At 38.9% G+C, this 23276-nt stretch carries 21 protein-coding genes; 15 read left to right on the forward strand and 6 right to left on the reverse strand.

What is annotated here, in order from left to right; all coding sequences use genetic code 11:
• The first annotated feature begins 272 nt into the window (after nt 1-272).
• From I5907_RS19335 to I5907_RS19345, 3 genes are all read left to right on the forward strand, one after another.
• Nucleotides 273-806, forward strand: coding sequence for a hypothetical protein (locus I5907_RS19335; RefSeq protein WP_196992502.1), 534 nt, complete (start codon nt 273-275; stop codon nt 804-806).
• Between the two features lie 151 nt (nt 807-957).
• Nucleotides 958-2397: an endonuclease NucS domain-containing protein gene (locus I5907_RS21960; protein ID WP_196992503.1), complete on the forward strand. Its 1440-nt coding sequence runs from the start codon at nt 958-960 to the stop codon at nt 2395-2397.
• A 512-nt stretch (nt 2398-2909) separates the two neighbouring features.
• The gene (locus I5907_RS19345) at nt 2910-3389 is read left to right on the forward strand and encodes a hypothetical protein (protein WP_196992504.1); all 480 of its coding nucleotides are present in this window, start codon (nt 2910-2912) and stop codon (nt 3387-3389) included.
• 27 nt (nt 3390-3416) lie between these two features.
• Here the strand turns inward: I5907_RS19345 and I5907_RS19350 are convergent, their stop codons facing one another.
• Together I5907_RS19350 and I5907_RS19355 are read right to left on the reverse strand one after the other, a co-directional pair.
• Nucleotides 3417-4295, reverse strand: a complete 879-nt coding sequence (locus I5907_RS19350; RefSeq protein ID WP_196992834.1) for an IS3 family transposase — start codon at nt 4293-4295, stop codon at nt 3417-3419.
• Nucleotides 4296-4315: 20 nt separating this feature from the next.
• Entirely contained in the window at nt 4316-4582 is a 267-nt protein-coding gene (locus I5907_RS19355; protein WP_196992505.1) for a transposase, read from the reverse strand.
• A gap of 26 nt (nt 4583-4608) precedes the next feature.
• On the opposite strand from I5907_RS19355, the gene I5907_RS19360 reads away from it, so the two are divergent.
• Complete coding sequence (locus I5907_RS19360; RefSeq protein ID WP_196992506.1) at nt 4609-5082, forward strand: hypothetical protein; 474 nt, start codon at nt 4609-4611, stop codon at nt 5080-5082.
• Between the two features lie 126 nt (nt 5083-5208).
• Here the strand turns inward: I5907_RS19360 and I5907_RS19365 are convergent, their stop codons facing one another.
• From I5907_RS19365 to I5907_RS19380, 4 genes are all read right to left on the reverse strand, one after another.
• Complete coding sequence (locus I5907_RS19365) at nt 5209-5409, reverse strand: hypothetical protein (RefSeq protein WP_196992507.1); 201 nt, start codon at nt 5407-5409, stop codon at nt 5209-5211.
• A gap of 405 nt (nt 5410-5814) precedes the next feature.
• Nucleotides 5815-7299: a serine hydrolase gene (locus I5907_RS19370; protein ID WP_196992508.1), complete on the reverse strand. Its 1485-nt coding sequence runs from the start codon at nt 7297-7299 to the stop codon at nt 5815-5817.
• A 591-nt stretch (nt 7300-7890) separates the two neighbouring features.
• Nucleotides 7891-8145, reverse strand: a complete 255-nt coding sequence (locus tag I5907_RS19375) for a hypothetical protein (protein WP_196992509.1) — start codon at nt 8143-8145, stop codon at nt 7891-7893.
• A 77-nt stretch (nt 8146-8222) separates the two neighbouring features.
• Nucleotides 8223-10862: a M4 family metallopeptidase gene (locus I5907_RS19380; protein ID WP_196992510.1), complete on the reverse strand. Its 2640-nt coding sequence runs from the start codon at nt 10860-10862 to the stop codon at nt 8223-8225.
• Nucleotides 10863-11421: 559 nt separating this feature from the next.
• On the opposite strand from I5907_RS19380, the gene I5907_RS19385 reads away from it, so the two are divergent.
• The 11 genes from I5907_RS19385 to I5907_RS19435 all read left to right on the forward strand — a co-directional run bounded on the left by I5907_RS19385 (nt 11422) and on the right by I5907_RS19435 (nt 23224).
• On the forward strand, nt 11422-13089 hold the full coding sequence (locus I5907_RS19385) for a T9SS type A sorting domain-containing protein (RefSeq protein ID WP_196992511.1): 1668 nt from the start codon (nt 11422-11424) through the stop codon (nt 13087-13089).
• 57 nt (nt 13090-13146) lie between these two features.
• On the forward strand, nt 13147-14655 hold the full coding sequence (locus tag I5907_RS19390; protein ID WP_196992512.1) for a T9SS type A sorting domain-containing protein: 1509 nt from the start codon (nt 13147-13149) through the stop codon (nt 14653-14655).
• Between the two features lie 464 nt (nt 14656-15119).
• The gene (locus I5907_RS19395) at nt 15120-15296 is read left to right on the forward strand and encodes a hypothetical protein (protein ID WP_196992513.1); all 177 of its coding nucleotides are present in this window, start codon (nt 15120-15122) and stop codon (nt 15294-15296) included.
• An 81-nt stretch (nt 15297-15377) separates the two neighbouring features.
• Nucleotides 15378-16493, forward strand: coding sequence for a tyrosine-type recombinase/integrase (locus tag I5907_RS19400; protein WP_196992514.1), 1116 nt, complete (start codon nt 15378-15380; stop codon nt 16491-16493).
• A gap of 151 nt (nt 16494-16644) precedes the next feature.
• Nucleotides 16645-17187, forward strand: a complete 543-nt coding sequence (locus I5907_RS19405; protein WP_196992515.1) for a hypothetical protein — start codon at nt 16645-16647, stop codon at nt 17185-17187.
• A 375-nt stretch (nt 17188-17562) separates the two neighbouring features.
• Nucleotides 17563-17967 carry a DUF6438 domain-containing protein gene (locus I5907_RS19410; protein WP_196992516.1) on the forward strand — a complete coding sequence of 135 codons (405 nt, stop codon included), beginning with the start codon at nt 17563-17565 and terminating at the stop codon, nt 17965-17967.
• Between the two features lie 996 nt (nt 17968-18963).
• Complete coding sequence (locus I5907_RS19415; RefSeq protein ID WP_196992517.1) at nt 18964-19719, forward strand: DUF6193 family natural product biosynthesis protein; 756 nt, start codon at nt 18964-18966, stop codon at nt 19717-19719.
• Nucleotides 19720-20741: 1022 nt separating this feature from the next.
• Nucleotides 20742-21350, forward strand: a complete 609-nt coding sequence (locus I5907_RS19420; protein WP_196992518.1) for a non-classical export protein 1 — start codon at nt 20742-20744, stop codon at nt 21348-21350.
• Between the two features lie 238 nt (nt 21351-21588).
• Nucleotides 21589-21939, forward strand: coding sequence for an acyl carrier protein (locus tag I5907_RS19425; protein ID WP_196992519.1), 351 nt, complete (start codon nt 21589-21591; stop codon nt 21937-21939).
• Between the two features lie 76 nt (nt 21940-22015).
• Nucleotides 22016-22288, forward strand: a complete 273-nt coding sequence (locus I5907_RS19430) for an acyl carrier protein (protein ID WP_196992520.1) — start codon at nt 22016-22018, stop codon at nt 22286-22288.
• Nucleotides 22289-22549: 261 nt separating this feature from the next.
• The gene (locus tag I5907_RS19435; protein ID WP_196992521.1) at nt 22550-23224 is read left to right on the forward strand and encodes a TPM domain-containing protein; all 675 of its coding nucleotides are present in this window, start codon (nt 22550-22552) and stop codon (nt 23222-23224) included.
• Nucleotides 23225-23276 lie beyond the last annotated feature (52 nt).

A 23276-nucleotide genomic window follows, 5' to 3' on the forward strand; every position in this document is an offset into this window, starting at 1 on the left:
TCAAACTCTTTGAGAATGCCTGCAATCTGTGCAGGACTGAATGTGCTTTTTTTCATCTTTTACAGTTTTAAAATTAAACAATTTGTCTACTTTTAAAACGTACTGTTTTTGGGGAGGCTTACCCAGGCATCAGCAGCGGTTCGGGCTCGACATTCAATGTTCAGCTTTAGTTCTTAACTTCAACAACATATTTTCAAATGGGCATTTGTACCGGGCTGGACAATCAATGAATTCCCTGCCTTCGCAAATACTTTTTCGTTAGCTGGCATTTTATGAGACCATCCTTACTATTAGTAACATGGACAATTTTAGTTTGCTCTTGTAGTGACACAGGACAAGAAAAAGTTGAGTCTGCTGACACTTTAAAGACAGACCTTTCAAACACCAAATCTTTAGACACCACAAGCAAGGTAGACAGTAACAATACAAACAAGGCAACATTAACGCTGGACACCTTACCAAACATTTCACTTGGTAAAATGACATTGGTATCAAGTGGACAAATGTCACCTTACACAACAATTAAAATTGATGGTTGCGATTTTGATTTGGTAACAAATGACAGTGACACAACTTATCTGGCTACTAACGACAAAAAGTTTCAGACACCTGAAGGTTATAAAGTTGGAACAAGGTTTACGGAATTACCAATAGAAATTCAAACCGAATTGACAAAAGAACCAGACTGGGGTTATTATTTCAAATTATTGTCGGGGTGGACATTGGGATTCTGCGAAGGCAATTCATGTACAGACAAGTATCCAGAAAATGGTTCAAAGGTAAAATGGATATTCAAACGACGATAAACAAAACGCCAGCTAACATTGGGTTTTATGCAAGTTGGGCATGACCAGCAAACATCAACAAATTGCAAATCCAAGCTGTAGTTCGGGCTGGACGAATAAATCTCAACTTTAGTTCTTAAATTCAACTTTATATTTTCAATCAGCAGCGGTTGTGGGCGGACGAATAACAATTCCCAACCTGCATAAAGCCCTGACCGTTGGGCGTCATGCGGAAGAAACTCAAAACTTAAAAAGACTAACTGATTTGACAATGATTGATAAGCTAATTTACCTTTTACAAGAATTGAAGGACACTTTTTCTAAGGAAAAAATGGATGAGACTTTAGAGTGTTTGGAAGATGAGGTGACCCCAAATGCTTTATATATAAACCAAGACGAATTCAGAGAAGCCTTCAATGGACAACACGAGGAATTTTACAATGAATTGGCAATAAACATTGTTGCTGATTTAAATGAAAACCCAGACTTGTTCTTTTTGATTTGGGATCCGCTTTTGTACTTCTTTAATCCAGAGACAAAATCCCTATTCTACGAACAGGCTTTAACCAACGCTGATAACACAGACGCTACTGATTTCATTAACGGGTTGATTGAACTTGATAATCAACGACCAGAAATTGCCTTATTTCATTTTAACCGAATTGATGATTATGTTGCCTCATATTTCATTGCCTTATGTTACTTTGACTTGGAAAATTTTGAGAACTCCATTAAAAACAATCTTCTTTTCCTTGAAAATTTCAAGGCAACAATGCGGAATAGCAAAGTTGAAAACGAAACTCTTGAAAGCACTGATGAATATCTTTTGGTGAAGTATAATGTGCATAATGATTTAGCATATTGTTACAACAGGATCGAAGATTACTCACATGCTTATGAACACTATAAGGAGGCTCTAAAAATATTTAGCTTAGAAGAGCTATACTTTTTCCGACATAATGAAAGTGAAGAACAGAACCTTTTTGTTTTAGACCTGAACAACTTTCTTTTAGCCATTGAAAAAGTGGGTGAGTATGCAAAAGGAATTGAAATTCTAAACTTTGCAATCGAAAAATATCCACACAATTGTTATTATAAAGAGTTGAAGCAAAAGTTTGAACAAAAGACTTCTAATCTTTCATTTGCTGATGAACTAATCAAGCAGTTATTTAAAATTAAGAAACCTTTCAACATTGAAAAGTTTGTAGCAACGAAGCTGTTAGCCAAAGAAAAAATTTTGGAAGACATGATTGTTGAGCAGATAAAGTATGGGTATAAAGTGTTCGGAAAGGATTTGGAAGTTTATCAGGACAATAAAATATTTGGGCGACAGTATTACCTTCCAACAGTAAGCGGTATTTTAGATTTGTTGCTTGTCGAAAGAGGCTCGAACACCCTGTATGTAGTGGAATTGAAACGTAATGAAGCAGGTATAGGAGTAGTTGAACAAATTGAAAGATATATTTTGGGACTGGGACACCTTTTCATTGACAGAGACATAAAAGGAATTATTTGCTTACACACACCCGACACTAATCTTGTTGAATTAGTTAAGACTAAGCCAAACATTGAGCTATTCAAATACGAGTTTAATTTTAACAGGCTAAAATAGATAGGCAAAGAGTTCTCATTACGCCAGCACGAACGCCCAACAATCGGTTTGGCGTTATGGCGGCAGGACGTCGGAGCAATCGGGTCATTGCAAATCCCAACTTAAGTTCGGGCTGGACGAACAAATCTCAACTTTAGTTCTTAAATTCAACTTTATATTTTTCAATCAGCAGCCTTTGTGGGCGGACGAATAACAATTCCCAACCTGCATAAAGCCCTGCTCGTTAGCTGAAATCTTAAGCCTAAAGCTATAAATTATGTGGGAATTCATAACTCTAGCTATAAGTTCCATCTTAGCGGTTATAGGCGCTTCCTTAAATACTGAAAAAGACGAACAAGGTAAAAAAAAGACCGGTAAAGAAGCCTAATCCTATAGGCTGGATAGTCATTATATTATTGGTTTGTTTATCATTAATTCAAGCAATTATTCAAGTTAACAAGAACGCTGAAGACCGAATAAACTCCGAAATACAGAAAGACAGGCGCATAAGGGATTCACTGAACATCATTACATTGATTCGCAGCGCTAAAGATGATTCATTAAATTTTTCAAAGCAATTAGTGTTGGCAACTAATAGTTACAACAAACAATTGGATGCACTTACGACTTCAAATAATATCCTATTAAAAACGAATGCAGTTAATGAGAATGTTACAAGTAATTTTAAAAATAGCTTTGCTGAATTCAAAAAAGTACTACATCAGTCGAATAGTTTATTAAACCCACTTTTGCCAATGGTGGTTAGTTTTCAACTGAAGATTCCATTTTCTAATAAATGGATGAATGAATATGTAAATCGCATCACCGCATATAAAGACTCAGTGACAAAATCAATTCAGTTATTTGATTTAGGTGGTCTAAACAATATTTCAATGGATGGCAATCACTTTGAAGTGACAGATTCGTTATCTGAATTTAATATCAACGTTGACAAAGATGGTGTTGCTCAAAGATTTTTAAATCCGGGCTACTCTGAAGCCATCCCTTTTTGAGTACGCTTTAAAAGTAGACGTTTTTCTTCATTGCATGTTGTTTTGCTGATGGGTGTAGTGAAGCGAAGGCGTAGCCGAAGCGTAACGGAGCCCATCAGCAAAACAGGGATTTAATCCTTCCCTGTTTTGCCGGTAGCATACTGGCGTCAGTCCACCGAGTGCATCATGCGGCCGATGGTTGTTATAGTCAATTATAAAATCTTCTGTTATTTCTCTTACTTCGTTTAAGCTATCAAATAAATAAGCATCCAGCACTTTTTGCCGGTAAGTGCGGTTAAACCTTTCAATGTATGCATTTTGCGATGGCTTGCCGGGCTGTATATATTTAAACTCTATTTCGTTTGCCTGGCTCCAGTGCTTTGCAAGATGTGCTATAAATTCCGGGCCGTTATCCATTCGTATTTTTTTAGGCTTGCCATACCGTGCTATTAAATGTCTTAATACCCAAAGTACACGGCTGCTTTTTAGTGAATAATCTGTTTCTATAAAAAGTACTTCACGGTTAAAATCATCTATCACATTAAATGACCTGAACTTACGTCCATTGCTTAACGCATCTGTCATAAAATCTATACTCCATGTTTGTGTAAAGGCTGCCGGCACTTCCAGCTTTTCCTGTATGCGAACAGGTAACCGTTTTTTTACTTTACGCTTTATACGCAATCCCAGTTGTTTGTAAAGCCTGTATACACGTTTATGATTAACCCGGTAGCCCTGCAGTCTTATGCGATTATAAAACTTTTGATACCCTTCATCTCCCACTGTTGCTGCAAGGTGCCGGAGTAATTGAATGAGCACCTCATCATTCTTTACAGATTGATAATGCAAAGAGCTGCGGCTGATGTTTAATATACGACACGCCTTGCCTATGTCTTTAGGCCGTTCTATACGCAGATCATCTACGATAGCCCGTTTATCGCAAGGCTTTACAACTTTTTTTCAATGATGTATTTTGCTACGTCAAGCTCCATGGCCAGGTTTGCATACATGCGTTTTAACCGGGCATTTTCTTCTTCCAGGTCCTTCATACGCTTAAGCTCTGTAGCTTCCATACCACCATAGCGTTGTCGCCATTTATAAAGACTGGCTTTGCTTACTCCGTGTTCACGATTAATCTCTTCGGCACTCTTGCCATTATCAAACTCTTTGAGAATGCCTGCAATCTGTGCAGGACTGAATGTGCTTTTTTTCATCTTTTACAGTTTTAAAATTAAACAATTTGTCTACTTTTAAAACGTACTGTTTTTGGGGAGGCTTACCACTCATTTATTTTTTTAGTCAAAAACCGCCCAGATATCATTATAATACCCAATCTGATTTGTTTTTACAAGCCACTAAAAAAGTGTCACAACCGTGGCCGACTTCCCCATTTGGAAATGGCTTAATGTTTCTTGACTTTAAAAACAAATTTCTGTATCTAACTGTTTTTTACAGAATAGATAACTATCCAAATAAAGCTAAACTAAAAGGCTTAAATGACATCCCGGATAAATACCTGTTGGTAACATCTGCAATGCCAAACAAAGAGTATGAGATTCTAAATATTATATTTTTTACCGGAACAGACTTTTCAAATTACACTGTTATAAAATTGGACGCTAAAGAATGTATCTCAGAAGAAAAATTTCCTGCAGGTGGAGTATCACATACAAAAGACTACCTTCACAAAATAACATTAAAAGATCTAGAATAAGACTTCAGCTTACATTGGTCACTGTTGCACAACAATAATTTCAAAAAAATGAAGTTATAATTTCTCCTCATTAGCATTTAGGAGCCATTACAAGGCCGCTGTTTTTTCTGCTCTTCAAAGCACATTTTATAACCAGATAATTCCATTGCCGCTTCCGGGCTTAAAATAAGTTGCAGTAACAGTTTTGTAATCAGCATAAAACCTTCCCTGTATTTTGTTTGTACCTGTGCCATTGCTTTTATTGCTGTATTGGGTGCACTGAATCGTAACCATTTTTTCAGGCATTTTATTGGTGGCCTCTATACCTCTTGCATTTAAACGCTTCATACCCGTGAAGTTTATTAATGTGTCACATACAGGTTCAACCGTACTGCTGCGTTTGCGTTTCATTAACCTGGCCCTTACGGTCTGTTGTCTTGCTTTAGCTCTTTCCAGTGCTGCTTTGTAAATACTGTGCTGTACTTTTTTTGTTTTGGCTTTATCTCTAAACTTTCTTTACTGGCATTGGCCTTTAAGTATGCACCATCAACGGCCTGTGTGTGACCTGCTATCATACCGCTCTTCATGCATTTTTCAAATACCTGCTCAAAGAGTTGTTTGAATACTTCTTCTCCGTACAACAAGAGGCACACGGAGTCTGCCGAAATGGGTCAGACGAAATCCGTGTTTCAACTTTTTGTTTTGTCTAATTATCTTCACTTTCGGCAATATACTTAAGCTGTATTTTCGGCATTATTTCTTAGCGTTTAAAAAATTTCGAGCATTCGAGTTGTCAGGATTCAGTTCTAAAGATTTCTTGTAATTAATAATTGCCTCTTTTCGGTTTCCTGAAGTTTCCAGCATTTCCCCATAGCTATCATATACATTCCAACTATTAGGGAATAATAGTGTATTCAACCTAAAAATTTGCAGCGCTTCATTTTTTTTATTTTGCTCCATTAGCTGATACCCCCAGGTGTTGATTTCATCTTCGGTCAGGGTATAGTTTCTGTTTGATTGACTTAATTTCTGATAAATATTGTAAGGGTTTTGATAATTACTCTTTATAAGGTATAGTCGTAATATTTTCAGGTTCTTACTCAAACCAAAACCATTTTGAACCTTCATATCCGGGAAATAATATCCAGCAATTTCATCGATAAACCATTCTGGATTTGAACCCTGGAGGTTAGTTAATATCACAATAGCTAAACTATCTTGGGGATATACAAATAAAGCAGAACGCATTCCGCCAACTGGCGCTACTGCAAAATGTTCGTCTCTTTCTACAGTTGGCCAGCCTAATGCGTAGCCATTCGTGAGTTTATTAAATCCACCAATTTCACCACTGTTCAATTTTGTTGTTGTAAACATTTGATCAATGCTTTCTTGTTTTTTTAAAAGTTTCCCACTTTGTAAAGCAATCAGCCATTTACTCAAATCTTCGGCAGTAGAAATAATTCCGGTTGCAGTTCTGAAAAACAACGGAAATGATGCATATGAATTGTGTAATTTACCGTCGTTAATCCATTTGCCATTTTCGTTGAAAATCGTAGAATATGAGCCGGCGTTATTGGGAATTATGTCGTTGGAATCCCCAAATCGTGTAGCAGTCATCAGACAAGGCGTAAATTGATTTTCTGCTATGAATTGCGTAAAATGTTGCCCGCTTAACGAATTAATAATTTTTCCCAGAATATAATATCCTGTTTGATTGTAACTAAATTTTTCTCCAGGGTGAGATTCCATTGGCAATTTCCTAACCATTTCCCAGTTTTTACTTTCCACACCCTCCCCCAGTACTTGTTCCTTTTCATCTATATTATTTGGAAGTCCAGAAACATTGCTTAACAATTGTTTTATTGTAATTGATTTCCAATTTTCAGGAATATCAGAAATGTAATAAGAAATAGGATTATTAATATTAAGCTTTCCCTGCTCTTGCAACTGCATTATAGCCACTCCCACAAATGCTTTCGTCATAGAATTAATAGAAAAAGTCGTTTTAGCAATTGTTGGTACCTGATGCTCAATATTTGCCAAACCATAATTACTCAACTTATCTAGTTTTCCATTTTTGACAATGGCTAACTGAAGTCCGGGTATTTGGAGTTGGGTCATCTTTTTTTTGATAAAAACATCAATACTATCTGAAGTATTCTGAGCTTTTAGTTGCAGTGAAAATAATGTCAGAGTAAGTACCAGAATTAAATCAGTGGTTTTGATCCCTTTTTTCATCTTAGCTATTTGTTGTTATGACAATGATGGGATTTTTTGAGTACATTTTCGTGTGAAATTATATTAGCGGAATTATTTGTTGAAGTTGGAATTTTATATTCATCAGTTGGGTGTCAGTACCTAAATTTTCTTCTTGGAGTCTGTCATTAATGATTAGTTCTAGATTGATAATAGTTTTCCTATTACAATAATTTAGTTGATCATTAAAATTCTTTTAATCCTAAACAAATACGAATTTATGGATGAAAGGCAACATTATTATTTTACAAGTTTGAGGTTTCGAATAATGTTGACGTACAAAATCCTTTTCAGTTTTGCAGGTTTTTCAACAACCGTGCTTTCATCTGCGATGTAAAGTCTTTGGGGACCGGAAATCCTGCAGCCTATGACAATGGCCAATCATATTGAACATTGCGGTGTTTACGGTGATTTCAACAAATTGGTTTGTCAAGAATGACCTGTAATAGCCTGTGGAATCCTGCTTTTGAAAATGACAACTGTATTAAAATGGGGACAAGCCCTTCCATGAATTGAAAATAAAACTTAAGTTTTTCAGAATCCTGGGACCTTTGATCTCCTGCATAAACGGATTCAAATACCCAGTAAAGTCGCCCGGATGATCCGGTCCAGCTGGCGGATTGTTTCCGGATAACGTTCACCGAATTCGTCAGATACCCATTCGCTGCCCTCTTTGTGCAATACAATCACCGCATGCAAATCCTGATGCACCTCGTGAAGCCTGACCAGGACGATGTTTCCAAAGACTGAAGGATTGTGCAGGATTACACCCTGCAGGGTTTCACCCAGGTGGGTGAATGTCACGGGTAATGGATTGCGGTCCGGCATATGGATGATGTTGCAGGCAATAAGGCAGCAGCATTGCAGGATGCCGGGCATCAGCATCCGGCAACCCGCTGAATCTTTTACCGGTGAATGAAAAGTTGGGTCCGGCCTGTTACCAGCCCCTTTTGTTCTAAAATCACAAAATAAGTTCCGTTACCGATGTTGCCGAGACCCTTGACGGTGATACGGTGATCGCCGGGAGGGAGGCTGCCCGCTTCCTGCAGCAGTAATAACTGGCCTGTTAAGGTGGTCACTTTTATTGTTACATGGCCGCCTGCAGCCAGCGTAAAGGAAGCATTTACCGTACCGGCGGATACGGGATTCGGCGAAACGCTCAGCGCCGAAAGGTTGGCGGAAGATGTAGCCTGTGCAGCAGTGACCGCAGCGCTGTTCCGTGCAATTTTCAAACTATAATCCTCCACTTCTCCGTAAGTGAAAGCAGCGCAGGGCGACGAGGCGGGTGCGTTGAGCTGGATCCGCATCCTGGTGTTGCCGGGGGAAGCAGCAGCAGGCACGTTAAAGGTGATGGTACCTGGCGCAGTTCCAAAGGTGGTGGTTGTGCCAACCAGTTCACCCGCATCGGTAAAATCCCCGTCCGCATTGTAATCGATGTACACACTCCACGGTTCCTGGTAGTTCGTACCCGGGATGGCGGCGGTGACACCAAGGTTATAGGTGTTATGCTGTGTCAGCTGGATGGTTTTATTAGTATAGTTCCCATAGCCTTTATTGTCCCCGCTTGTGTTGGTGAACCCGTTGATGGAAATGCGCTGGATATATTCACCACTTGTAAATGAGCCTGCGGAAGTGCAGTAGGCTATCGTGCCGCGCCTTGCCAGCGTGGCAAAGGATGCCTGCGCAGACCATAAGCCGCTATGCAGTGAGTCACATGTGGACTGCACTCTCCAGTCGTAAGACAATCCTGGTTTTAACCGGGTAAGCCGGTAAAACGTATCCTGCACATTACCAATGGTGGTAAAAGTGCCGGATGTCGCTAATTTATACTGCACATTGTAACCGATGCCGGGAGCAGGACGCCAGCTCAGCAGCACCGCGTTGCGCGTTGTGTCTGTTGTCTGTAACTGGTAAGGTGCATCACACCCGTTGGCATCCGGGCCGATACCCACCGCGTAGAAAGCATTTTTGACCTCGCTGACTTCTGCGGAAGCAGAGCCATAAAGATCGGTTGCCGCGCTGATACAGGCAACCCGCCAATCATAATACTGGGAAGTGGGGGTGAGGTAAAATGCCTGTGACCGGTAAATGATCTGGGCAGCTTTGTCAAGTCCGATACTTTTGACATCGTATGCATTGCCGTTATCATTGACCCCGGTACCTCCGTGCGCGAGCAGGTAAAACATGAAATTACCGACACCGCTGTTGGTATGTACACCACCAAGGTCAAAAGAGGAGGATATCCAGAAAGCACCCTGATAGGTATCCGGCTGTGACAGGCGGGAGGGGTTGGAAAGATCGCGCAGTTCCCATGCCATGTCGTTGCTCAATACCCAGCTTGAATCAGCAGGTTTGGCCCAGAACTGTACGGATTTCCCCATGATATCACTCAGGCTTTCGTTGATCGCACCGGATTCGTAACTGTACACGAGATCGCAGGTCTCCTGCGTTACACCGTGAGTCAGCTCATGTCCGCAAACGTCGATTCCCGTAACGCCACCGGCATTGCCGTTGCTTCTTTTGCAGAAGTTCATGGCGGTGCCATCCCAGAAGGCATTGTCAGTATACTTCGGGTTGTTAACATAACTGGTAAGTGCCGTTCCTTTATTGTCATAACTGTTCCGGCCAAAATGCTGCAGGTAAAAAAGATAAGTCTGCGTTACGCCATAGTGCGCATCCAGGGCTGCCTGTGCCACTCCGGGCAGTACCCAGTTTTTGCTCCGGCTGGTATAGTCCAGCCCCAGTGAGTCCGATTCGCCGTGCAGGGTTATCACAGCCGTGCTGTTGGATGAATCTCTCAATAAAAAAACCTGCCCGGCAGTTTTGGCGGTATGAATCGTCTGCACGCCACTGTAGGCGGTGTTGGCGGTACCCGTGGCATCCGTAAAATGAAGCCGCTCTTTTTTGCCGATCACTTTTCCGTCTGCCGCATCAATATAAAAAAAAGTGCGTCTGAGCGTGTCCATGGAATAGATATCGACCTGGTAACAGAGCCGGAGCGCAGCTACATCAATCCATTCGCCCGGGCTGAAATAGACCAGCCGGGGCCGCGGAAAATAGGTTGCAGCGGGATTACCGGTTTGTTTCCTGAGCGCCTGCTCCATTGCGGCATCCTGCCATGCCAATTTTTTGGCGCGGCTGGCGGTGACAGCACGTGATACAGCAGTAGCGGCACTGATTCGTGCAGTTTTTTGTACCGGGGACAACAATTTGGTGTCAACAATCACTGATCCGCCCGTGCTGTGCAGGCTGCCGTTTTTGGTATGCACGATAAACATGCTGTTCACGACCGGAATATCGAAGAGTGTCTGGTGCAAACGGTAATGAACGTAACCAAGCGGGTCCGCTTCCACGCGGTCAGTAACAAGCGCGGTATGAGGTGGCAAACCAAACAAGGCAGCAGCCTGTGATAGCTGAAAGGGGATGTGCTGGCTTTCGAAATCATTGTGCAGGAGACTGACGTCGTTTTTTGCCTTGAGACGAAGTTGCTGGGCAAAAACCGACAAGCCGGCGGTCAGGAACAACAAGGACAGTAGGTATTTCATATATTGTACAACGGATGGTGGTATCGGATAGCAACAGTGGCTGGTTTTTTGCGGCACGTATTGTTATCGGGTGATTCCGGTGAGTGTTATTTTTGACAGCGCGCGAAGATAAGTGTTTATTGTACACTTATTAAAAAATTTTGTCTCAGGCGTAATGGTTAAAGGATAAGTTGTAAAAATTATCTGAGCAAAATGAAGGAATGGATGTGTACAAAGCTGTTTATGCATCGTCGAAAGGACAGCTACCTGCATGGTGGCATTTGTATTGAAAGTGTCCATTTCATTTTCTGAAAATTCAAAAACTGACAGACCAATCATCGAGCAATCTCCTGTACAACGCTGCGGCATGAGGGTGCCTGTTAGTTATGAGATTATCGGCAGAGCTTATTGTACAGTTTGACTGTTGCCTGGCATGCGCTGTTGTGTCACGCACTTGTGGCTTCCTTTTATCCGCGTTTGGCGAAATGCTTTCCTGTAGTGTTGGAATATACACTTAAAGCGGTATGTTTTTATATTGGTGCCTGCTGTAATTTCACCTCAATCAATCCTCAACAGGTGTATGAAAACTACAACAACCTTAACCAGCCTGCATTATGCAACCTCTTTTGTTACAAACATTGGAACCAGCGTAAATGCAGTCAAGTTGTATTTTGCCAGAGTTTTACCTACTTTGTATAAAGCACCATTCTTATTGATGGTGCCCGTGTTGTTGTGTATTTATACTAACATTTTTGCACAACAGACTTTTGTTAAAAGAATATTTACCGGTTACAAAACGGGTGATGCAAACATTACTACAGCAACAAACGGAGACCAGTTTGTTACACAAAATATCTTTAACGATAGCAACACACGTAGCGATTTCTATTGTTTACGTTTAGATAATAAAGGGAAAAAAATATGGGAAAAGTCCTATAACCCGCTCAATTCAACTACCCAACAATACAATAAAGTAATACCCACAAGAGATAATGGTCTTTTACTATTTGCAAAGACCTACGACAACATGCTAAAGCAACATGCCGCCACAGTGATGAAGTGCGATAGTCTTGGGAATGTTGCCTGGTCTAAGAAGATTCTTGGCTCACCCGGTAATAATTATTTTGACGGTATCCTGGCCATGGAAGACCAGGAAGGTAATTATGTCCTGGTGTATGTAACTTTTTCACTTAGTGCAACAGAAAAAATGCAACTGATCAAACTAAATAAAAACGGTGAGATCATCTTGCAGCAAGGCTGGGATCACATTTATGATGAAGGCACTTATCAAAACTTTACTCCACGGGCAATAACAGAGCGTTATGAAAAGGGCTACCTTGTTGCGGTAAGCTATGACTGTGGCTGGTGCCAGACAGGTCCGAGGTCTTATCTTTTAGCAACCAATGAAAATGGTAAAGTTGTTTCGTATAAAAACTATAGACCGGCACACCGGTATTACTGGAGCGATTACCCGATGAAACTGATCAGGAAAGATGAACAGTATTACATGTTGGGTGAATTGGAAACATTCGATTATGAATCCACTAAATATTATTATTACCTGGCACCGATTGACAGGGATGGTAATCCGGGTAATGTCGGTGTGGTAAACACTAACATATTTGCCGTACAACAGTATCTAGCACCCATACAGCTAGATTTTGGGACGATTGTACGAACAGCCTATACAAAAAAAAGCATGACATCTTTGTCAACGTATGGAGATTATACAAATGGTTATGGATTGCTGGTTGGTAAATACAATGCTTCCGGTAGAATTTGTCCTGCTTTTGATGCTCCGGTATATGATTACGATACTTCTACCATAACAATGAATGTTGGCGCCCCGGTGCAGGGTATGAGAAGATTTGTTGATGCTGTTGTTTTTACTGACAGGTATGTAACGGTAACGGATGTTGAATATAGCAAAACAAATTGCAGTTTAAAAATGCCTGATGAGGTTTCTGCAGTAACCAGCACAAATTTAAAAAAGCAGGAAGCTTTGGCCTCGCTGTATCCAAACCCTGCCAAAAGTTTTATTATGTTGTCTTATAATGCTGAAAAATCAGGTACGCTAAATTTATCGCTCACAGCAACCAACGGGAAAGAACTTCAAAAGCAGAAGATCACCGTACAAAAAGGTATGAATCTGCAAACAATTAATGTGTCGGCTTTAAGTAATGGTATTTATTTTATAAGAATTATACAAAATGGCCGGCAAAGAGTATTGAAGTTTATTAAAGAATAAAAGTATAACGGCGCTGCTTATTAATTGTGAAACGATATTACTAAAATTGACCAAACGATGCTTTTAAAAACAATTAGTTCATATACTTTGCTTCTTACACTGATTTGTGTAAGTACTTACTCAACGGCTCAAACATTTTCATTGGGTGTAAAAAGTATTCAGTATTCCTATGCATTTGAAAAAGCAAAAAATGAAGATTATTTTTTCGGTACTGTAATGTTTTCAAGTGTAGTAAGTAACTACTACTATCTTACCAGAATCGATACTGTAGGAAAGGTAAAATGGGAAAAGTATTTTCCTGCAAACCATCCTGTTCCCTATATCTGCTTGTCTGCTACATCAGACAATGGACTGATTTTGTTTGCAAAGGACTACGACACAATGAAAAATAATTATTCTTTGCTTGTAAAGTTGAATGAAAATGGCAATGTACAATGGGCAAAAAGATTTCTTGTAAGCAACAATTTATTGACGACTCCTGTGAGTGTAATCGAAAATGAAAGCCGCGAGTATGTATTATTGTACGATGTTGTTGAAAACAATATTTATAAACATAAACGCCCGCAAATAAGCGTATTTAGCAGTACGGGTGTACTCATCTCTCAAAGAGGTACTTCTCCATCGGTTTTCGGAGGAAATGATTATTACTCAAACAGTTTGTATATAAACAGCAACGGAGATTATATAATTGGTGCCGAAGTGGTGTTGGTAGATTTCGAGAATAATTCAGCGTCTGAAGTACTCAAGATCTTCAAAGATCATAAAAAGCCAATACTGACAGATATAATTTTTGGTGATTCTTATGATTCGGACTGGCCAAACAAAGTGATTGAAAAGAACAACAGGTTATTCATCATAGGCGGTTATGGGGTTTACTCGGATTACCCCCATAAATTTTTATTTACCTACACAAATTTTAGTGAGGCGGAATTGGAATGCAAAGTGACCTTGATGGAGCAAGATGTGTTTCTTAATCAACAATTGGTTAATGCAGGTAAAATACCACATAAGAGAGAACTTTTTCCAAGCATAGACAAGAATGGAAATATGTATGGGTTGTGGTATAACGATGATCATGTAACAATAAACAAATGGACCGCTGAAAGTAAAATTTGCCCGGATTATACTGCACCGCTACTTAATACCAGAAGTAAAGTAAGCACAGCACGCATCAGCAGAATGGAAATAAAGGAGAACGTAGACAGTATTTCATTGTTAGAAAATTATAACCTTTTACCAGGAGATACAGCATTAATATTTACAGAGTGTAATGATATCACTTTATCGGGGCTACAAAAACCTGTTAAGGCTGGAAATAGTGCTGTCGGACTTTTTCCCAATCCGGCACAAGACTTTACATTGATCAATTTTCAGTTATCGGCAAAATCAACTGTTACTATTAAAGTTCTATCTATAGATGGGATGATACTTCAGTCTATGAAAGAAAATTTATGGTCTGGAAAATACCAACGCAGATTGGATATTGCGACCCTTGCTAGTGGGTGTTATATAATTCAATTAATGATCGGAAACCACACAGAAACTTATAAGGTAGTTAAAGATTAATGGATTTTTCCTTGTTCAACGACTATCGCATATCATCACATCCACAGGTGAGTGGGAGATTGTTTTATGTTCGGGCTTTACGGTACTTGCTGTTGTGCTGACAGTATCCGTGTATTTTGCCCTGTGCCTGTCTAGTAATAAATGCCATGCTTTTCCACGATTAATTTTCGGGGTTTTTCAAAAAGTCATCCGTTTATGGGAAACCGTACTACCACGCCTGTCGATGCAACTATTTTTGTGTACACATTTGCTGTAAAAGAAGGTAATTATACACCATCTCTTTTGTTGTTCGGCTGCACGGATGAAGTACCAATAACAAATATCAGTTTACGGGCTTTGGTATTACATGGCATCACCTGTTGTGTCACTCACTTGTACGTCCGGTTGTTGGAGGAACTGTGGGCTGCGGGTCAAAACCACATAGCAATCTATCCCATCTGTAGAGTGAAAAGATTTGAATTAAAATGTCACAGGAAAACGTCGCAGCAATCCCTGATAAATCAAGCGGCATTATCGGGCAAGTCGAAAGCCCTGATCATCCTGCAACATATCATCCGAATTATTCGGCTGGCGGATTGGATTGCTGGCCCAAAGATTTCATACCGGATAAACAATTGCGCAAAGCATATTTGAATGCATAAAGTTTCAAAAAAAATAATATTTTTATGGTATTCAATCCTTGCTGCAAACCCTGTGAGTGAGTTGGCGGCGCATTATCGTCTATGAGTATTTCCCATTCTTTGATCAGCTACGAAGGAGAAAAGCGCATTCTGGTAAGCTTTCCACCTAACCGGCATTTAAACGGGCGCATGAATATGGTACCAGGAGCCCGTTGGAGCCATACACTCAAAGGCTGGCATATACCCGATACTACAGACAACAGGAAAAAGTGCAAACTGGCCGCTACAGATATAACCACTACAGAAACATCGGTTTCAACACAGCAAACTGTTTTACCGGTTCAAAACAGTAGTAATAACCAGGAGGAAATGCAAAAATTTTTGCAGTGCCTTACTCTAAAAGCCTATAGTAAATCTACCATAAAAACTTATCGCAATGAATTTGCACAACTACTGCATCTGTTAAAAGATAAGCCGGTACAGGATTTAGCACCACATCACCTGCAAAAGTATTTCCTCTACTGCCTGAAACAGGGCATGAAAGAAAATACATTACATAGCCGGATGAATGCTTTGAAGTTCTACTATGAGCAGGTGTTGCACAGGCACACCATGTTTTTTGACATACCAAGACCAAAGAAACCATTGCAACTGCCCAAAGTATTAAATGAAGATGAACTGGCAGGTATGTTCAGGGCATTACCAAATCTTAAACACAAAGCATTGTTGTTTACAGTTTACAGCGCCGGGTTAAGGGTTAGTGAGTTAGTCAATCTCAAACTCCGTCATATAGATAGTGGCAGGATGCAGATACTCATTGAAAATGCCAAAGGTAAAAAAGACAGGTATGTGCCCCTGAGCCCCGTGTTACTGGATATACTTAGAAGCTATATAAAGCAGTATAAAACAAAGCCAAAAATGTATCTTTTCGAATCAGAGCAAACGGGTGAGCCATACCCGACGCGAACGGTACAGAAGATATTCCAGATGGCAAAGCATAAAGCGGGTATCAGCAAACACGCAGGCATACATGTATTGAGGCATAGTTTTGCAACCCATTTGCTTGAAAAAGGGATTGATATTAAATACATCAAGGATTTGTTAGGTCATTTTAATATTAAAACCACTGAGCGATATTTACATGTACGTAAAGACAAGCTGATAAATATTGTAAGCCCCTTAGATGATCTCTGGCAGAAAGGTAAGATAGCATGGTAAATTGTATTTGCGCCACTACAATTGAAAAAGGCGAACAGTAACATATTGATTGCCAATAGCTCTTTTTTTAAGTTATTTGTTGGAGTGGCGTATATTTAAGTGTTGTGTGTAACCATTCAGCGACACTACTCTACTTCAACAGACAAAGAACATGAGCGACCATAGTATTTCAATTGTACCAAGACAATCAAGTTATCCAGGCAAAGAAATTAAAGCAAAAGAAATTTTAGAATGGCTTGTTTCTCTTGACATAGTTAAGTCGACACTTTCAGATTGTGTTCTTAGCTCAAATAACGGTTATGCCATTTCAAACGGAGCAAAACTTGTTTCAGCAGAGCCAGAACTTTTACCCTTTGACTTAGGCGCAAACGGACTCGAAATAATAACGGAGCGACAGGTTTTTCATACAGGAGAAAATGGCATTGAAGAACTATTCTGCCCAAATTGCAAACAGGACATAGCAAGTGAAGATTGGGACTTTTTAAGTGAGTGGGGTGACAATAAAAGTAACAATTTGACTTGCCCTTTATGTAATGTTGCGACAGACATCCATCAAGTTAAGTTTATACCAGAATGGGGATTTAGCGACTTAGGATTTACGTTTTGGAATTGGTCAAGTCTGAAAGACAATTTCATAAACGATTTTAAACAAAAGTTGGGGTGTGACATCAATTTAGTTTATACATGGATTTGACAGACAACTGCAGACCGATTTTGGCTACACACAACAGGCGGTTTGGCAATATGGCTGGGCGACGAATACATTCTCAACTTTTTGTTCGCTATTGGGCTTCAGTTCCAGCCGACGAATAACACCAAGCAATTGAATAAGCAATGAACTTTTATTTATAAATTTAGCAGCGGTTACGGGCTGACGATTTTCAAATGCCGCCACATCGCCAAGCCGTAGCCGTTGGCTGCAACTTTTTGACACACCTCAAACTTTGACGAAATAATAATCACTTAACCATATTTCAAATTGACAAAGACTAATTTTTTTCTTGCATTGCTTTGTTTGACAGTTTCTTTATCGTCTTGCAAAGCCCAGACAAAAGACAAAATAAATTTAGTGAAAATAATTTTTCATTCAAGCCGTTGTAATGGAGATTGCCCAAAGCTTGACTTAGAAATTGACAGTAGCAAAAATTTATTTGTGAGTAGACAATATTTTAAACATAAAGATGAAATCAAAACACCTTACAGTGGACAGTTTCAAGGCACTTTAATTGAAACTGACTACAACAAACTAATTGGACTTTTGCAAAATTGTAATTTAGACACTTTAAAATTTCCAGACATTACCTGTTGTGATGCAGTTATAACAACGATTATAGTTTACTACAATGGACAAAGGAAATATTTAAAATCAATGACACCACCAAATGAAGCAAATGATTTGATTGAATTTTTGACATTACTTGGTGACAATAAAAAGTTACAAAGAACAAATGAAACAAAAAATATAGAATACTAAAGCAGCAGCCAACATTAGGTTTGGCATTATTGGGGCTTGACGAATATAGCCTCATCATTTGTTCTTTATTGTGCTTCAGTTCGGGCAGGACGTTATAAATTTGCCTGTGAATAAAACATCAGCAATATTGCAATCATTGGGCTTCAGTTATGGGCAGACGGAATACTAATTCCCCAACAAACGCCAAGCCTTTTTCGTTAGGTGCAACCAAATGCGACATTCACTAATTATATTCTTTTGCGGACTTCTGATAGTCTCTAACAGTACAAAGTCATTTGCTCAAGTTGACACGGTAAAATATTTGACAGACAAGCACTGGCATCTGGTTAAAGACGCTCATCAAACATTTTTGCGGGCGACAATAACCTTCTGCTCTACAAGCCAAGTAAAATCAAAATATCCTAAGGTGACAAAGGAACTAATCGACAATTCCTACACTTTTTTAAATATTCTAGACAGTACTCAAACCATAGACAGCAGTATCGCTATCAAAATAGATTCGTTAAATTATAATCTTCTAAAATCATTAGTTACTTTTTTTGACAAGCTTCAAATGGACAAGGCTCTTTTTAATCAGTCGAAAATAAGAACTCAAGGAAAGAAGGTTGAATATGAAATTGGAAACATTGGACGACAAATTCATGAGTTTAATTACTGGATTTATGAGCAAAACCATATAAACATCAAATTCAAGGACATTAGTTTATAAATGGCTGCACCTAACATTGCATTTGTGTTATGTCGGCGGACAGATAACGCCGCTTCAACTGTGTGCTACTATCAACTTCAGTCCCAGCCCGACGTTATAAACTGAGCAATTGAATAAACAATGAACTTTTGTATTTTACATCAGCATTTGTACCAACCTGACGGATTTCAAATTCCGCCACAAACACAAATGCTTTAACGTTGGCAGTAAGTTTAGAACGACTCCGGTCGACAAGTATGTTAAAGCGATTTTTGAATACCTTTAAATCAAATACACCTATTCAGACAATGTATCCTGAACTTGAAAAAGTCGGTGGACTTCAAAGTGCAATAGATCTTGAGTTTGAAAAACTTAATTCTATTTTGAGGGTTGCAAATGGCACCGAATTAGAAAACATCCCATTGACTTACGCAAGAATTGAAAACGGACAAAAATTTTCACAAGTATATATCGGAGCAGAAGAAAAACTATATCTGCCTGACTTTTGGAGAGACGGTGTTTGCCTTGCACACGGACAAACAAAAAGTATTACAGAGCTTGTACAAATGTTAGACTTTTGGCTTTGCAATGATATTACTACAAAAGAACTAAATAATAAATTCAGCTTTGTAACTCCAAACAATGAGGCAAACGCATTTGACGAGAACAAAGAAGTTGAATATACCTGGAACTACATTTTGCAAGACAATTCAAGAGCTGAAATACACGACTTTATTAAACTTGCAATTAAAGATGAAGTATTAAGTAAATTGTTTCCTTTCACAAGTTTGTACACCTTGTGTTTTAGCAGATGTACAGGTTACCCTTATGATTCGGATGATTTACCAAATGTGACACCGAAACAATTTGAAAATTTTGCACCAACTAAAAATCAAAGTTCTTTTACTCAACAAGACACAGAAAAATTGGAAAGACAATTCGTCGTAACAAAAAATAAGGATGAATATTTAGGTATTGGAAATGCAGAAACAGCACTTAAAATTGTCAAGGAAAATTTACCCGACAATGTTGAACCAGCAAGAAAAGGAACAGCAGTCCACTAAGAAAACCTACTGCCAACAAATGTATTGCCTCAAATGGGGCTTGACGGAAGAACAATGAGCTGCAAATCGCTACCGTACTCTATCCCGGCTTGACGGAATACTGTTCGGCAGTAAGTTGCTAACTTGTACTTTTTACTCATTATTCGGCTGCAGTTGTGGGCAGACACAGCATCAAATATCCCATCTGCGGCAATACTGGTTCGCTATGTGCCATACAGCCCGACAGTTTCATCAGCGTTGGAGCGACAGTAAAAGTGTTCCTTATCATTTATGGTTGACTAAACCCAACGCCCACATCGGCCTGACGTTCTTTGTTCAGCTTTTGAATAAATTTTATTCTTTAGTTTTTCCAAGTTGGCTTTTGTATCGGGTGGACTTTTGTTCAGGTCATAAGCAAGCGGACATAGTACACGGTTTAACAATCACTGCAACTTTGACAAAAAAATTTTGAGAAGCACGATTCATAACGACAAACAGCAGTTCATTTTTTTCAACAGAATTTTTTGGTTCGACGTCAATCACTTTGCTTTGACAAAGTTTTTAAACACAAACAGAAAATGCAAAGCTGTTTTCGTTTTTAGTTGCAGTATTTGGGGCGACATAGCACTTTCGGTTTTGAAACAGCTTTAGAACCAAAATGAATTTTAATTTGCTTTTGTTTATTGCAGTATTTTTCGGTGGACACAAAAGATTTATCAATTTTTAAAAAGCATTATTGGCTTGCGCAGTGACAGTTGGTAAAACAAAAAGTTGTTTACAAAATTCAAACACCCAATTCCCGACACGAAGAAGTACGGCACATAACAAGCGGTTTGGCAACATGGCGGGGCGACGAATATATTCTCAACTTTTTGTTCGCTAATCGGCTTCAGTCCCAGCCGTCGAATAACGCCAAGCAATAGAATAAGCAATGAACTTTTATTTATAAATTTAGCAGCGGTTACGGGCTGACGATTTTCAAATACCGCCACATCGCCAAGCCGTGTCCGTTGGCTGCTACCTTCAGGCATAATCTATCAATAATGGGAATTTTTTTAAAGGCAATTCATGACCAAAATACTCGACTAAGTAGCAAATACTCCGATAGAATTTTAAAATTGTTTATTGGTATTTCGTCAGCTTATATATATGAGAAAAGAGAAGCTAGAAAACCAAATACTAATACAATCAAATATAATTTAGTAAAGCTTGGACATGAGCTTGGATTCCGGGTTTATGCAAATGGACTTACATCAGAACAAAGTCGTGAACAATTTGAAAAGTATGGCTTTGTCAACAGAGAATTTCTTTATGATGTACACTGGTATGTCGATAAAAAGGGAGAGTTCTATACGCCTGAAGATGTGCCATTAGTTGTTGAATCAGAATTGGGCGATAGAAGAAAAAATGACACTAGTAAATTGAGAAGTCCTGCGATAAAGTTTGATTTTCAGAAATTGCTTTTTGCAAATGCAGATCTTAGGCTCATGATTTTTAAAACTAAAAATTTACAGCACCTAAATGAAATCAACTTATATTTCGAAAAAGCAATAGAATCTTTCAGGCTACTTGAAAAGGGTTCGGCTTTTCTTTTCATTTGTTTTGTACATGATACTAAAGAACTTTATTATTCAGAGAAAAATAAGCAATAAGGCAGCAGCCAACATTGGTATTACCAAAAGTTTGGCGGACGTAGTAACAATGGGCAGTTATGCACTACTTATCTTCAGTTCGGGCAGACACAGCAACAATCGGCAGCAGTTGTTATCTTCAACAAATATTTTCAATCGGCATTAGTACCGGGGCTGACGGAATACTAATTCCAAACCTTCGGTAATACCTGGCCGTTGTGCGTAAGCCTACGGGACAAACCCTAAAATCAATAACGCTATGGGACTTGACAGCGTAGAAATATTAATCAAAGTCGAAAACACTTTCGGTATCAAAATTCCAGACCAAGAAGCTGAACAAATTTCAACTGTAGGAGATTTTCACAACGCAGTTTGGCGACATCTTTCTGGCAAACACAGCGACAAATGTAAATCCCAAAATCTTTTTTATAAGCTACGAAAATCATTTGCTGACACATTCGATTTTTCACCACAGAAATTAAAGCTCGACACATCGCCAGAAGAAATATTTCCTAAAACAAACAGACGACGAGTATATTTAAGTTTTGCCGACACAGCAAACTTAAAATTACCAGACCTTGTATTGAAAAGCCCTGGACGACACTTTTAACAACTTTTGGTATCGCTACAATTATTGGTGGACTTGCGACATCATTAATTCTTATCAATCTATTTGATTTCAGCAAGTGGACACTTTTATTTCCAGTTGCTGGCATTATTCTAACGTTTCTTCTTTCAGACCTACTCAACCCGAACGGACAGCAATTAAAGAAACAACAGTTCGAGAATTTACACAGCATACTTTGGCGTTAAACTACTCGACACTGGTAGCAAACGAAGGGACTAACAGGCAAGAAATGGAGAGTGTAATTAATCATATTATCGCTGACATGGCTGGACTTGATTTAGAAGAAGTAACTTCCGAAAAAAAGATAGCTGACGATTTAGGAATTGACTAATGCAGAAAATACAAAGGCTATACGCACAACAGGCGGTTTGGCAATATGGCGGGGTGGCGAATATATGCTCAGCTTTTTGTTCGCTAATCGGCTTCTGCTCCAGCAGACGAATAACGCCAGGCAATATAATAAACAATGAACTTTTATTTATAAATTTAGTAGCAGTTACGGGCTGACGATTTTCAAATACCGCCACATCGCCAAGCCGTGGACGTTGTACGCCACTTTAATATGACCCGTCTACTAATCATAATATTTTATTTGACTGCATTATTTGATACTTCCTTTGGACAAAAGCCTAAAGTGAAGAAGTCGAAAGAAAATGTAACAACCAAAACTGTTGACAACAAACAAAACTCTCTTCAAGACACTGCATTTTTAAACCAGTTTGTAAGAATTTATGCAGACAGTATTTTGACAATTGTTGACAGCTTATCGAAAGACACAAATTATTTAAAATCAATTGGTGACACTTCTATATTTGGTTATGGAGAATTTGCAAAGGCTGAATATAAAATTCGTTTTCCTGCAAGACCTTTAGGATGGACAAGTGATTTTGAAAATATTTTTACAACCAACCAAATCAACGAGTTAGATTCAACAATTAGCAACTTTGAAAAGGAAACAAAAAACGAGATCGCAATTGTAACAATCGACAGTTCGTGGACAAATAAAGAAGAGTTTGATGATTTTATATTGACGATTGCAAATAATTGGGGAGTTGGTAAAAAAGGATTAAACAATGGAATTACAATTGGTATAAGCACAGGGCTTAGAAAAATTAGAATTTGCAACGGATATGGAATTGAAGAAAAATTGACAGACGCAGAAACAAAGAAAATCCTGGACGACCTTATACTTCCCGAATTTAAAAAAGGTAATTATTTTGTAGGGACAAAGAGTGGGCTTTTGGCGTTAATGAAAAAAATCCGTTGACAAAGCGGCGTACAACATTGGGTTTTGTGCAAGTATGGCTGGACAAACAAAC

Source organism: Panacibacter microcysteis (assembly GCF_015831355.1).
Taxonomy (GTDB): domain Bacteria; phylum Bacteroidota; class Bacteroidia; order Chitinophagales; family Chitinophagaceae; genus Panacibacter; species Panacibacter microcysteis.

Excerpts from the sequence above, each read along its gene's own strand:
- I5907_RS19335 (WP_196992502.1), top strand. The coding sequence starts at position 273 with ATGAGACCATCCTTACTATTAGTAACATGGACAATTTTAGTTTGCTCT.
- I5907_RS19355 (WP_196992505.1), bottom strand. The coding sequence starts at position 4,582 with ATGAAAAAAAGCACATTCAGTCCTGCACAGATTGCAGGCATTCTCAAA.
- I5907_RS19365 (WP_196992507.1), bottom strand. The coding sequence starts at position 5,409 with ATGAAGCGTTTAAATGCAAGAGGTATAGAGGCCACCAATAAAATGCCT.
- I5907_RS19370 (WP_196992508.1), bottom strand. The coding sequence starts at position 7,299 with ATGAAAAAAGGGATCAAAACCACTGATTTAATTCTGGTACTTACTCTG.
- I5907_RS19375 (WP_196992509.1), bottom strand. The coding sequence starts at position 8,145 with ATGCCGGACCGCAATCCATTACCCGTGACATTCACCCACCTGGGTGAA.
- I5907_RS19380 (WP_196992510.1), bottom strand. The coding sequence starts at position 10,862 with ATGAAATACCTACTGTCCTTGTTGTTCCTGACCGCCGGCTTGTCGGTT.
- I5907_RS19385 (WP_196992511.1), top strand. The coding sequence starts at position 11,422 with ATGAAAACTACAACAACCTTAACCAGCCTGCATTATGCAACCTCTTTT.
- I5907_RS19390 (WP_196992512.1), top strand. The coding sequence starts at position 13,147 with ATGCTTTTAAAAACAATTAGTTCATATACTTTGCTTCTTACACTGATT.
- I5907_RS19395 (WP_196992513.1), top strand. The coding sequence starts at position 15,120 with ATGTCACAGGAAAACGTCGCAGCAATCCCTGATAAATCAAGCGGCATT.
- I5907_RS19400 (WP_196992514.1), top strand. The coding sequence starts at position 15,378 with ATGAGTATTTCCCATTCTTTGATCAGCTACGAAGGAGAAAAGCGCATT.
- I5907_RS19405 (WP_196992515.1), top strand. The coding sequence starts at position 16,645 with ATGAGCGACCATAGTATTTCAATTGTACCAAGACAATCAAGTTATCCA.
- I5907_RS19415 (WP_196992517.1), top strand. The coding sequence starts at position 18,964 with ATGTATCCTGAACTTGAAAAAGTCGGTGGACTTCAAAGTGCAATAGAT.
- I5907_RS19420 (WP_196992518.1), top strand. The coding sequence starts at position 20,742 with ATGGGAATTTTTTTAAAGGCAATTCATGACCAAAATACTCGACTAAGT.
- I5907_RS19425 (WP_196992519.1), top strand. The coding sequence starts at position 21,589 with ATGGGACTTGACAGCGTAGAAATATTAATCAAAGTCGAAAACACTTTC.